We start from the raw sequence: 12,572 nt of genomic DNA, 5'->3' as shown, positions 1-12,572 counted from the left end.
GGATGATAGTTTTCGATATTCTTAGTATCTTTAGCCTGTTTTTCCATGAAAATAACAGGATGCTATGAAAATATCTTACCAGTGGCTGAAACGCTATATCGATACCGACCTGGAGCTGGACGAAATACTGACCGTCCTGACCGATATCGGACTTGAAGTGGATGGAGTGGAGCGGTTCGAGAGTGTCCGCGGCGGACTCGAAGGGGTGGTCGTGGGCGAGGTGCTTACCTGTACCGACCATCCCGATTCCGACCATCTGCACCTGACGGAGGTGGCGGTGGGCCGTGAGGAACCGCTGAAAATCGTATGCGGAGCTCCGAATGTTGCCGCCGGGCAGAAGGTGCTCGTCGCCACCGTCGGGGCTGTTCTCTATCCGACAGATGCCCAAGAGGGTTTCAAGATAAAAAAGAGCCGCATCCGCGGTGCCGACTCTTTCGGCATGATATGCGCCGAAGACGAACTTGGTATCGGCACGGGACACGAAGGCATCATGGTCCTCCCGCAGGAGGCTGTGCCGGGGACACCGGCGGCCGCTTTTCTCGGACTGGAGTCGGATACCGTTATCGAAATAGGACTGACGCCCAACCGGGCCGATGCCATGTCGCACTACGGCGTGGCCCGCGACCTGGCGGCTTTCCTGAAAGCGCACGGCAGGCGGGCGGAGCTCACCCTGCCCGGTACGGAGGGTTTCGACGACGGGGGATTGCCTGCGGCGCAGATTGCCGTGGAGTGTCCGGAGGGGGCCCCGCGCTATGCCGGCGTGGTGATAAGCGGCGTCCGAATAGGGTCTTCGCCCGACTGGATGCAGAACTGTCTGCGTGCCATAGGGCTCAATCCCAAGAATAATGTGGTGGACATTACCAACTTCGTCCTGCACGAGCTGGGACAGCCGCTCCACTCTTTCGATGCCGACCGGATTGCCGGGGGCCGGGTGGTAGTGAAGACCTGCGCGGAGGGGACGAAATTCGTGACGCTCGACGGGGTGGAACGGACGCTTTCGGAGAGAGACCTGATGATATGCGATGCGGAGAAACCGATGTGTATCGCGGGTGTCATGGGCGGACGGGATTCCGGCGTTTCCGACGCTACGGTGAACGTCTTCCTTGAAAGCGCCTATTTCAATCCGGTCTGGATACGCAAGAGCGCACGCCGCCACGGAATCAATTCGGATGCGTCGTTCCGTTTCGAGCGCGGTATCGACCCCAATATCACGATTTATGCCCTGAAACGTGCCGCGCTTCTGATTCAGGAGCTGGCCGGGGGGCGGATAACTTCCGGCATTGCCGATACGGTTTCCGTACCCGATATTACCGAACCGTTCCGTTTCGATGTCGGGTATGACCGGATAAATGCCCTTACAGGGAAGGAGATACCGCAGGCGACCGTGAAAGAGATACTCGGTGCGCTGGAGGTGCGCATCGAGGCCGAGCGGGACGGAGTGCTCTCCGTGGCCGTACCGCCCTACCGGGTGGATGTGCGCCGGCCGGCCGACCTGACGGAGGAGATTCTCCGGATATACGGTTACAATAACATAGAGATTCCTGCGAGGGTTCGTTCGGCCATTGCGCTGGAGAAGCGCTCCGGTCGGGAGCAGATAGCGAACAGAACGGCGGAGTATCTCACGGCGAACGGTTTTTCGGAGATAATGAGCAATTCGCTCACGAAGCTGGCCTATTACGAGGGGCTGACGGAGTATCCGGCCGATGGCTGCGTGAAAATCCTCAATCCGTTGAGCGCCGACCTCAATGCCATGCGGCAGACGCTGCTGTTCAATGCCATGGAGGCGGTTGCGCTGAATACGAACCACCGCAACCCGAATCTGAAACTTTACGAGTTCGGGAATGTCTATCGCTACGATGCCTCGCGTGCTGCGGAAGGCGGCCTGGCACCCTATTCGGAGAATTATCGTCTCGGCGTGGTCATGACGGGACTTACGGAGACCGTCTCCTGGAACGAGAAGGCTGCACCGGCGACCTTCTTCAGCCTGCGTGCCGTGGCGGAGAATCTGCTCGGTCGTTTCGGAATGGATATCTACCGGCTGGAGACGCTGCCGCTCGGAGGCGAACTCTATTCGGAGGGGCTCTCCTTCCGTCTCAACGGGAAAGAGCTCTTTTCGCTCGGAATCGTTGCGGGCAGCATACGGAAGATGTTCGACCTGCGGGCGGAGGTCTATTTCCTCGAAATGGATTTCGACCTCTTCGTCCGCAGCGTCCGCAAACATACGGTCGCCGTGTCGGAGCTTCCCCGATTCCCGGAGGTTAGGCGCGACCTCGCCCTGCTGCTGGACAGGGAGGTTACCTTCGCCCGGCTTCGGGCCATCGCTTTCTCGACCGAACGGAAGCTGCTCCGCAGCGTGACGCTGTTCGACGTGTACGAGGGCGACAAGCTGCCTGCCGGAAAGAAGTCGTATGCGCTCGGCTTCGTTTTGCAGGACAGGGAGCGTACTCTCACCGACCAGATAATCGACCGGGTGATGAACAACCTCCTCGTCCAGTTCGAGAAACAGGCCGGGGCCGTGGTCAGGGTATAGTCGGCGGATGCCGCGTTTACTGTAATAAAACACAGACACTATGAGGAGAATATTGATGACGGTTTGTGCGGCCGTATTGGTTGCGGGAGCGGCTGCGGCGCAGGAGACCCCGTCGTTTCCCGCCCGTGACCTGCCGGCGGCTTACGACACCTATCCGAGGCTCTCTTTTCATGATGTATCGCTGGGATACGGCGTGATGCCCATCAACGACGTGACGGGCATCATGGACGATTTGCTGCCGTCGCTCGTTGGGACAGGTGAGATAGCGAAGCGGAAGACGGGGTCGGTGAACATGGGATACATGTACCGTCTCACCCCTTCGCTGACGGTCGGCGGCATGTTCGTCTATTCGGGAAACATGAGCAGTACGGTGGGGGGAGGCTACATATACGATAACTTTTACAGCATCCTGCCGCAGGTGAAGTTCGTGTGGTACCGGAGCGGTATCGTGGGCCTCTATTCCCGTCTGGCGGCCGGCGTGCTGATTGCCGATCGGCAGTATCAGGTCGGGCCGGCGGTAGATGACGGCGATACGGCAGCGACATTCACTTTCCAGGTCTCTCCCATCGGAGTGGAGCTCGGTCGGACGATAGCCGGTTTCGCCGAAGCGGGTTTCGGTGCGACAGGTGTGCTTACACTGGGAGTCAGGGCGCGTTTCTGATTCCCTTTGCTGCAAAGGTGTATGGACGCGGGGTGTGCAGACGCCCTGCGTTTTACCTTTCCGGAGCCGGCTGTCCGTGCGGAAGAGCGGGCCCGGCAAGAAAAAGGCGGCGGATGGCGGCGGGGATGCGTCCGAAATAGGCGGGGACGGCCTTTATTTTCTGTCAAAAAAGTTTATATTTGCGTCCGATAAAGATGGAATATATGGCTTGCAAGATTTCACCTGCGGAACGCAGTTCGATAATAGCCCTGATGAACAGGGAGATAGTGCCGGCGATAGGGTGTACGGAACCGATTGCCGTATCGCTTTGTACGGCGCGTGCGGCGGAAGTGCTCGGCCGCCGGCCCGAACGTATCTCCGTATTGCTGAGCGCCAACATGCTCAAGAATGCGATGGGCGTGGGCATTCCCGGTACGGACGGCATGATAGGGCTTCCCATCGCCGTGGCGCTGGGAGCGCTGTTCGGAAAGTCGGAGTACGGCCTCGAGGTGCTGCGCGACGTGACTCCTGCGGATGTGCAGCAGGGGCGCCGTTATATGGAGGAGACACCCATCGAAATAGGGCTGAAACAGGGTGGCTGCGATATCCTCTACATCGAGGTGGAGGTGGCTGCTGGGAGCGACAGGGCGCTGGCCGTTATCGAGAAAAGTCATACGGGATTTACACGGATTGAACGCAACGGAGAGGTGTTGCTGGAGAAGTGTGCCGGAGCCGGTGCATCGTGTGCCGGGGAGGGTTGTGCTCTGAACTTGAAGAAGGTGTTCGAGTTTGCCGATACCGCTCCGCTGGACGAGTTGCGGTTCATACTGAAGGCGGCAGACATGAACAAACATGCCGCCGAGGTCTCCTTTACGGGAGAGTACGGCCATTCGCTCGGACGCCTGCTGCGGGGCGACATGGAGCGGCATATTATGGGAGACGGCATCCTGTCGAGTATCCTTTCCTATACCTCCGGGGCGTGCGACGCCCGCATGAGCGGGGCGATGATACCCGTTATGAGCAATTCGGGAAGCGGCAATCAGGGAATCTCTGCGACGCTTCCGGTGGTGGTGTATGCCGAGAAGTCGGGGGCGCCGGAGGAGAAGAAGATACGGGCGCTCATCCTCAGCAACCTGACGGTCATCTATATCAAACAGAGCCTCGGCCGGCTTTCGGCCCTTTGCGGGTGCGTGGTGGCCGCCACGGGGTCGAGCTGTGGCATTACCTACCTGATGGGGGGCGGGTACGAAGAGGTGTCGTACGCCGTGAAGAACATGATAGCCAATCTTGCCGGCATGATATGCGACGGAGCCAAACCGAGCTGTGCGCTCAAGGTGGCCAGCGGCATCTCTACGTCGGTTCTTTCTGCCATGCTCGCCATGGAGCACCGGTGCGTGACCGCCGCCGAGGGAATTATCGACGAGGATGTGGACAAGTCCATTCTGAATCTGACGAAGATAGGCCGCGAGGGAATGACGCAGACCGACCGGCTCATTCTCGATATCATGACCTCCAAAGGGGCCTAACCCTTTGCGGGGTCGGAGAAAGCGGCAGCCGCAGGAGCACTTCGGACTCCTGCGGCTGCCGCTTCTCTTTCCGGCCTGTCCAGGGAGGTTGCCCCGTAGAGACGGCCGGTATCGGTATTTGTGTCCGGTGCGGGAAATGCACGGAAATTGCGGTGGTTTTTCCGCATACACCCCTTTTTTGTGTAATTTTACGCTCCGGACGGAAGCTGTGGTTTGCCGTCCGGAACGGAAAATCATACAAATAAAAGATACGGCATGTACGAGAAACAGCTTGAGGCCATGGAGCGCCTGTTCGGGGTGATGGACAGGCTCCGGGTAGAGTGTCCGTGGGACAGGGAGCAGACTTTCGAGTCGCTGCGCAACAACACCATAGAGGAGACGTTCGAATTGACCGATGCGATAACGGACGGCGACATGGACGGCATCCGCGAGGAGCTGGGCGACCTGCTGCTCCACATCGTCTTCTATTCGCGCATGGGGGCGGAACAGGGGCGTTTCGATATAGGCGATGTGGCCAATGCATTGTGCGATAAGTTGATATACAGACATCCGCATGTCTACGGCAATGTAGAGGCCGACAGTGCCGGACAGGTAATACACAATTGGGAGGAGCTGAAACTCGCCGAGAAGCGCAAGAAAGACCGCAAGGCACGCAAGGGGGTGCTGTCGGGGGTACCGCGCAGCCTACCGGCCATGGTGAAGGCGTTCCGTATCGGGCAGAAGGCTGCCGCTGCCGGTTTCGACTGGGGCAGGCGCGAGGATGTGTGGGAAAAGGTGCAGGAGGAGACGGACGAACTCCGGCAGGAAATCGGACGGATGGACCGCGACCGGATGGAAGAGGAGCTGGGCGACCTGTTGTTCGCTCTGGTCAATATGGCGCGTCTGTACGGTATCGACCCCGAGAATGCGCTTGAACGGAGCAACAAGAAGTTTATCCGCCGTTTCGAACATATCGAGAAAAGGGCCGACGAGCAGGGCGTGGAACTGACGAAGATGCCGCTCGAAGAGATGGAGGCGTACTGGCAGGAAGCCAAACGTGAAGAACGCTGAATATGAAGAACGCTGAGCGATACGGTCGGACGACGCGGCGGGCGTCGTTCCTGTGGGTTGCCGTACTCCTTGCCGCATGCGGCGGACCGGCCGACCAACCATCTGCGGAGGTTGCTGCCGTCGTGTTGCCTGAAGGGGCCGTACCGTTGGAGTACGACGGCCATATCCGGTTTGAGGCGACGGTAGGCGATTCGGTGCCTGCACGTCTCCTATTCGATACGGGGGCGGCGGGGCTTTATCTCGATTCGCTTTGGCAGGAACGGTCCGGCATCGGGGCGGAAACACGTACCGAGACATGGATGGCGGCGGGCGCCGGTACGCAGCCGGTGCGGTGCGGCGTGCTGTTCGACGAAATAACCTTCAGGATGGATACAATCGTCCATACGAGCCGGATGACCCCGCTGCTGGACTTCAGGGGAATGCTCGGACGGGGGAGCGACGGTATTTTCGGCCTGCAATACATGGCCGGGTACTGTGTGGAATTCGATTTGAAGGAAGGATGGATGCGGGCCGTGTCGCCCGATACGCTGCGACAGGCAGGGTTTGTCCGCTACCCGCTGGAGGAGGAGAACGGCAGACTGTATCTTCCCGTCCGTGTTCGGGCGGCAGGCAGGGAGGTAGAGGGCCGTTTCCTGTTGGATACCGGGAGCCCTGGAACGCTGTCGATGACCGGAGCGGGCTGGGGGGCCGTATCGTGCCGGCCGGATGCGGTTTTGTATCGGACGATATCGGGAGGTGTCGGGGGAAGTGCCGCATCGCTGTGTTTGCGGGCGGATTCGGTTTGGTTTTGCGGCAGTGAATTTGCGGGTGTCCCGGTGGATGTGTCGCTGAACCGGACGGGGGCACTGTCGCGTACCGACATGGCGGGAATCGTTGGGAACGGACTGTTGGAGCGCTTCTCGTTTGCAATTGATTTCGGTGCTCCGGCCCTATGGGTGCGTCCGAGGGCGGAGGCGGGAAAACCGTTCGATTTCGTAACTCCCGGTTTCTCTGCCATCGACCGGACGGATATTATGGACGGTTGGCTGGTGACGGGACTTTTCGACGGGCATGCGCCGCAGGGAATGCAGCCGGGCGATATCATCGTGTCATGCGACGGAGTACGGATGGTGGATAGCGCTGCTGCGGATACGCTTTGGAAAGCTCCCGGCCGCCATGAACTCGGTATTGTCCGCGGCGGGGTGTCGTCGGTCTGTACGGCCCATACGAAAGAGATTTTATAACGCAACGGAATATGGCGATTATCAAGGAAGTGCGCGGGCATGTGCCCGTAGTGGGAGCAGGGACGTTTCTGGCCGAAACGGCGGTACTGATAGGCGATGTGACCGTCGGGCGCGATTGCAGCATCTGGTACGGTGCGGTGCTGCGCGGCGATGTGAACAGCATCCGTATCGGTGACCGGACGAATATTCAGGACGGTGCGGTGGTGCATACGCTTTACGACGGTGCGCCGCATCCGTCGCAGGCGCATATAGGCAGCGATGTCTCCATCGGGCACAACGCCATCATCCACGGTGCCGTCATCGAAGACGGGTGCCTGATAGGCATGGGGGCCACGGTGCTCGACAACGCCGTGGTCGGGACGGGCTGTATTGTGGCCGCCAACGCGCTGGTGCTGGCCGGGAGCCGGCTGGAGCCCGGCGGGGTATATGCCGGGGTACCGGCACGGCGGGTGAAGGAGGTGACGCCGCAGCAGCGGCAGGAGATTATCGAACGTACGGCCCGCGACTATATGCTGTACGCGTCGTGGTACGAGGGGGCGGAAGAGTGAATGCAGGGGATGGAGTTATTGCCCTGCCGTACAGCCGTTTTCTGCGATACGGTCTGTTTGCCGGGCAGCGGCCGGGTCTTCGGTTCAACCGCCGGTTTTTCCGTTTCGGCTCCCTGAGGGTAGGCCGTCCGGTCGGGTTACTGTATATTTGCAACGGATTCCTCCCACGATAATTCATGCGTATGTTCAAGAGCAGGCTCAGGACAGGGGGCGTGTTAATCAACGTGCTGATAGCCGTTGCCGTAAGCCTCATTGTCAATTTTTCATACTTCGTCTTCATGATTCTGCACCGGACGGCGCGGATGCCGTCCGAACATCCGGTGTCGGAGAACAGTACGCTGTTCATGGTGCTCGAAGTGCTGTTTTATATGGCAGTGTCGTTCATCCTGCTTACTGTATTCACCCACAATCTGAGCGAAAGCAAGATACGCTCGCGCAGTTTTCCCAAGCGGCTGCTGGCCGCTCTCGTCATCTCGGTCGTCGTCTATTTTCTGGCTCCCTATATGAACCGTGCGGGTGACGTGAAAATCATATTGGCCGCCCGGCGCCTGTTCAATCCGATGGTGCTGCTCAAGTGTTCGTTCATGCTTGCGGTGGTGACGCTCTACGGCAAGATATACGAACTGATAGTCCTGCAGCAGCGGATGACGGTCGAGAACGAACGTCTGAAGACCGAGAACCTGCGGTCGCGGTACGACGTACTCATCAACCAGATGAATCCCCATTTCTTTTTCAATTCGCTCAATTCGCTCGCCATGCTCGTGCGGGAGAACAAGAACGACGATGCGCTCGTATATATCGACCGGCTGTCGGACACCTTCCGTTACATCATCCAGTCGGGCAAGAGCAGCATGACCACGCTGCGCGACGAGATGGCTTTTTTGGAGGCGTACAAATATCTGCTTGAACTGCGTTACGAGGGCAAGCTGTTTATCGAGGCGGAGATACCGGAAGGGTACCTCGGCCGGACACTGCCGTCGCTGACGCTTCAGCCGCTCGTGGAAAATGCGGTGAAACACAATACCATCACGAGAACGAAACCGCTGACGGTCACCATCTCCGTGCGGGGCGACTGGTTGCTTGTCAGCAATCCCCTGCAGCCCAAGATAGACGATTCGGAGAAGGGAACCGGAATAGGGCTCAAGAACATAGCCAGCCGGTATCGGCTGCTGACCGACCGGGATGTGAACATAATAGACGACGGAAAGACCTTTACGGTGCGTTTGCCCCTCGGTCCCGCCGCCGAAAGGAGAGATACGTTATGAGAGTGGTTATAGTGGAAGACGAGACGGCTGCCGCCGTAAACCTCGTGTCGCTGCTGCGGCAGACCTTTCCCCGGATGGAGGTGGTCGCACAGCTCGAAAGCGTCACCGATACGGTGGAGTGGTTTTCGGAGAACGAGGCGCCGGAACTTGTCTTCATGGATATTCATTTGGCCGACGGCTCGGCGTTTTCGGTCTTCGAGAAGGCGGAGATAACGTGTCCGGTCGTCTTTACGACGGCTTACGACCAGTATGCGCTCGACGCGTTCAGGGTGAACAGCATCGACTACCTGCTCAAACCCATCAAGGAGAGCGACCTGCGCCGGGCAGTGGAGAAACTGGAACATCTGACGCGGGCCGGCATGGGAGAGTATTCGCGGCGGATAGGGGAGCTGGTACGTTCCCAGCGCGGGGCGCAGGCTTTCCTCGTGTATGTGAAGGACCGTATCATACCGCTCAAGACGGAGGATATCGCCTACCTCTATTCCAGCAATGAAAAGGTCGCGGTGTGTACGCTGAAAGGCGAACATTTCCCTTTCGACCGGACGTTGGACGCGGTCATGGCGCAGTTGCCCGAGGAGGGTTTTTTCCGGGCCAACCGGCAGTTCGTCATTTCGCGCGAGGCGATAGCGGATATTTCGGTGTGGTTCGGCAACCGGCTTTCGGTGAACCTTTCGGTGGAGGTTCCCGAGAAGGTGGTCATCAGCAAGGCGAGGGTGCCGGAGTTCAAACGGTGGATATCCGGTATCCGCTGAGGTACCGCCGGGAGGCCGTTGCGGTACGGAATGTTTTTTGCTGCCGCCGGGGAGGCGCGGCATGAAGGACGGAGAGGAAACAGTTAGGAAAAATAGAAAGAGATGAGAAGGTTTGCAGGTTTGTTGGTTTTGTTGCTGACGGCGGCACAGGCGTATGCGGCTGCGCCGGGACGTATTACGGGAACGGTCGTGGATGCGGCCGACGGCGAATCACTGCCCGGCGCGGTGGTGGAGGTGGTGCCGGTCGGAGGAGACGGTTCGTCGAAGAGTGCGATGAGCGAGGTGAACGGACGTTTCACCGTCGCGTCCGTGCCTTACGGCGATTATACCGTTCGGGTATCGTTCCTCGGGTATGCCGATTTCGAAAAGGAGGTAACGGTAGAGGCCCCGGTACTCGACCTGGGCAGGATAGAGATGCGGCTCGACGACAATGAGATAGAGGCTGTCGTGCTGGAAGTGCCCGCTATGCGCACGTCGCAGAAAGGCGATACGGTGGTGTACAACGCGTCGGCGTTCAAGGTGGCTGCGGATGCCGATACGGAGAGCCTGCTGGCAAAGATGCCGGGTATCATGATTTCCGCGGACGGTACGGTGGAGGCACAGGGCGAAGAGATTCAGAAGGTGTTCGTGGACGGCAAGGAGTTTTTCGGTGATGACGTGAGTACGGCGATAAAGAATCTTCCTGCCGAAGTAGTGGAGAACGTCGAGGTATTCAACAAACTGAGCGACCAGGCGGAGTTCACCGGACTCGACGACGGTGAGGGCTACAAGGCGCTGAATATCGTCACTTCGGAGAGCAAGCGCCGCGGGCAGTTCGGTAAACTCTATGCCGCATACGGTTATCCGAAGTATTATACTGCGGGCGGCAACGTGAACATTTTCGAGGGTGACAGCCGTATCTCCATCATCGGTCTTGCCAACAACCTGAATCAGCAGAATTTCTCTTTCGAGGATATTCTCGGCGTGGTCAATACGGGCGGCAGTTCGTCCAGCGGCGGCAGAATGGGCGGCCGGAGAGGAGGCATGGGCAGTTTCCTTGTCCGTCCGATGGACGGTATATCGACCGTTCAGGCCGTAGGCGTCAATTACAGCGATACGTGGGGCAGGCGTGACAACATGGAGGTGACGGCAAGCTATTTCTTCAACCACAGCAAGAACCGGAACGAATTCGTGAACGAGACGTGGCAGAACCCGGGCAGCCAGTACGACTACGAGACGGGCGCTTCCGGTGCGGAGAATTACAACCACCGTTTCAATGCCCGCATAGACTATAAGATAAACGACAATCAGAACCTGATGCTCCGCCCCTATTTCCGCTACCAGAAATATACCGGTACGGAGTCGTCGCAAACCGACATGTCCGAACTGGAGGACGATGTGGAGGAGGCGATACAGAGCATTCTCGGCAGCGACGGCAGCGACCGGTCCGGATACAATGCGGGGCTCAGTGCGCTGTACCGTATGAAGCTCGGGAAGCAAGGGCGTACCCTGACCTTCAATCTCGACGGGAGTTACAGCAAGAACAGGGAGCTGCAGCTCGTCGAAGAGTATTACTACCTGCCGCGGTATGCGGAGGGGATGGTCGCCGACTCGGTGGCCAACCAGCGCATTGCCGGCGATTCGTACAGTTACAGTCTCGGCGGCGGTCTGACCTATACCGAACCCCTCGGCAAGAGGTCGCAGCTCAATCTGGAATACCGCATCAACTACGACTATTCGGATGCGGAGAAACTTACTTACCTCTGGGACCCGGTGCTGGAACTCATTTCGCCCGAATTGAGCGAGGAACTTTCGACCATGAACAACAGCGGGTACCTTACTCACCGCGCGGGGCCCGGTTACCGGTATTCCGACGGCAAGACCAACGTCTCGGCATCGCTGATGTATCAATACTCCACGCTCGATAATGCTACCGAGTATCCTGCCACGGTTGCACCCTATGTGAACTATTCGTTCAACAACCTGGTCTATTCCGCCATGGCCAACGTCAATTTCGATGCCCAGAATACGTTGCGGATACATGCCCGTTCGCGGACGAACAACCCTTCGGTCTCCCAACTGCAGGACGTGCCCGATTTCTCCAACAGCACCTATGTCAGGGGCGGCAATGCGGCGCTGAGGCCCGCCTATACCAACCGTCTGCACGCCTTTTACATCAATTCCAACGTGGCGAAGGGACAGACCTTCACGGTGATGCTCGGGGCGGAGTACACATCCGATTACATAGGCGATTCGATAGTGACCTATGACGCTTCGAGGCCGTTCGTGATACCCAACTCGACCAATGTGTTGCAACAGGGACAGCGGTATGCACGCTATGCGAATATAGGGAACAGCTGGTCGGTACGTGCGGGGCTGAGTTATGGCCTGCCCGTGAAGTTCCTCGGCAGCAACCTCAATTTTAATGTAGGGGCTACTTTCGCGCAGACTCCGAATATCGTCGACGGGGCCCGGTTCATGCGCAGCGAGAACTATTTCGACGGTGGGGTGCAGCTCAGCAGCAACATCAGCGAGAACATCGACTTTACCATCCTGTACAACGGCAGCTACAATATCGCCAGCGGTATCTCCAATGGCGTCAGGACCGACGACAGGTTCGTCAACCAGTATGCTTCGGCAAGCATCAAGTGGGTGATATGGAAAGGGATTACCTTCACGGGAAATGCCTCCTATACGCAGTACAAGGGAATTACCAACAAGTACGACGAACAGTATGTGCTTTGCAACCTTTATATAGGCAAGAAAGTTTTCCGCAGTCAGCTTGGCGAGATAAGCATCGGGGTGAACGACCTGTTCAACCAGAATACGAGTTTCCGCCGTACGGTGCAGAGCTCGTACATCCAGAACAGTACCAACCTCGCGATTGGCAGGTACATATCCCTGCAGTTCGTCTATAACCTGCGCAATTTCGGCAAGAAAGCGACGCGTGCTGCCAGCCAGTACGACAATTTCGATACAGGCGGTTCGGGCAGTGTCGGCGTGCAGCGTCCGGGCGGTATGCCCGGCCCCGGCGGACCGCCTCCGCATGTGAGGTAGTT

At 58.4% G+C, this 12,572-nt stretch carries 9 protein-coding genes; all 9 read left to right on the top strand.

From position 1 onward, the window contains the following. The first annotated feature begins 64 nt into the window (after positions 1 to 64). The 9 genes from pheT (at position 65) to BQ5361_RS05215 (ending at position 12,570) form a co-directional block, all read left to right on the top strand. Positions 65 to 2,530: a phenylalanine--tRNA ligase subunit beta gene (gene pheT / locus BQ5361_RS05255; RefSeq protein ID WP_035472467.1), complete on the top strand. Its 2,466-nt coding sequence runs from the start codon at positions 65 to 67 to the stop codon at positions 2,528 to 2,530. A gap of 40 nt (positions 2,531 to 2,570) precedes the next feature. Continuing rightward, positions 2,571 to 3,191 carry a hypothetical protein gene (locus tag BQ5361_RS05250; RefSeq protein WP_143047516.1) on the top strand — a complete coding sequence of 207 codons (621 nt, stop codon included), beginning with the start codon at positions 2,571 to 2,573 and terminating at the stop codon, positions 3,189 to 3,191. Between the two features lie 203 nt (positions 3,192 to 3,394). Beyond that, on the top strand, positions 3,395 to 4,696 hold the full coding sequence (locus tag BQ5361_RS05245; RefSeq protein ID WP_022064278.1) for an L-cysteine desulfidase family protein: 1,302 nt from the start codon (positions 3,395 to 3,397) through the stop codon (positions 4,694 to 4,696). A gap of 255 nt (positions 4,697 to 4,951) precedes the next feature. Continuing rightward, positions 4,952 to 5,746, top strand: coding sequence for a nucleoside triphosphate pyrophosphohydrolase (gene mazG, locus BQ5361_RS05240; RefSeq protein WP_022064224.1), 795 nt, complete (start codon positions 4,952 to 4,954; stop codon positions 5,744 to 5,746). A 2-nt stretch (positions 5,747 to 5,748) separates the two neighbouring features. Beyond that, positions 5,749 to 6,969 (top strand): hypothetical protein, encoded by a 1,221-nt coding sequence (locus BQ5361_RS05235; protein ID WP_022064225.1) that lies wholly within the window; start codon positions 5,749 to 5,751, stop codon positions 6,967 to 6,969. An 11-nt stretch (positions 6,970 to 6,980) separates the two neighbouring features. After that, the gene (locus BQ5361_RS05230) at positions 6,981 to 7,517 is read left to right on the top strand and encodes a gamma carbonic anhydrase family protein (RefSeq protein ID WP_035472465.1); all 537 of its coding nucleotides are present in this window, start codon (positions 6,981 to 6,983) and stop codon (positions 7,515 to 7,517) included. 182 nt (positions 7,518 to 7,699) lie between these two features. Then, the gene (locus BQ5361_RS05225; protein ID WP_074021979.1) at positions 7,700 to 8,782 is read left to right on the top strand and encodes a sensor histidine kinase; all 1,083 of its coding nucleotides are present in this window, start codon (positions 7,700 to 7,702) and stop codon (positions 8,780 to 8,782) included. After that, positions 8,779 to 9,534, top strand: a complete 756-nt coding sequence (locus tag BQ5361_RS05220; RefSeq protein ID WP_022064228.1) for a LytR/AlgR family response regulator transcription factor — start codon at positions 8,779 to 8,781, stop codon at positions 9,532 to 9,534. Before BQ5361_RS05225 ends, BQ5361_RS05220 begins: the two co-directional genes overlap by 4 nt. A gap of 102 nt (positions 9,535 to 9,636) precedes the next feature. Next, on the top strand, positions 9,637 to 12,570 hold the full coding sequence (locus BQ5361_RS05215; protein WP_035472463.1) for a TonB-dependent receptor: 2,934 nt from the start codon (positions 9,637 to 9,639) through the stop codon (positions 12,568 to 12,570). Positions 12,571 to 12,572 lie beyond the last annotated feature (2 nt).

The organism is Tidjanibacter massiliensis, assembly GCF_900104605.1.
In the GTDB taxonomy this organism is placed as follows: domain Bacteria; phylum Bacteroidota; class Bacteroidia; order Bacteroidales; family Rikenellaceae; genus Tidjanibacter; species Tidjanibacter inops.
This window is presented reverse-complemented; position numbering and strand designations above follow the sequence as displayed.